Here is a 407-nt window from a genome sequence, read left to right as displayed (position 1 = left end):
CTGTGAGATAGCAAAGATTACATCTCAGTAACCATAACTTTCCAAAACTTCATTAACAGCCTTAAGCTCTTCAGCTTTGTCCTCTGCAGCCTTTTGTCTCAGTTTCTCAACTTTCTTCTTGTGTTCATAATACACCGCAGCTTTGGCCTTGCGTTTCTCTTCAAGGGTCTCAAGAACATCCTTGTATTTCCAGCCAACCTCATGAGAAAGTCTGGCTAGGACACAGTACCTCCTTCCAGGCTTTAAACGGACAACTCGGAGGGCAGATGGTACAACCATTCTCTTTTCTTTGTCATAAGGGTGGGGAATACCATCAAAAACCTTCAGGCGATTCATTGCCTCTGCACCTCTCTTGGACTTGTGTGGAATCATCCCTCTGATGGTCCTCCACACAATTCTGCTTGGAG

General features: G+C 45.0%; 1 protein-coding gene. It reads right to left on the bottom strand.

Features of this window, described 5'->3' with window-relative positions; translation table 11 throughout:
• Positions 1-24: 24 nt before the first annotated feature.
• Positions 25-407, bottom strand: a 383-nt coding sequence (locus ACYQ78_RS39295; protein ID WP_459806087.1) for an uL13 family ribosomal protein, incomplete at its 5' end; no start/stop codon positions are given.

It is taken from the genome of Herbidospora sp. RD11066 (assembly GCF_054661255.1).
This window is presented reverse-complemented; position numbering and strand designations above follow the sequence as displayed.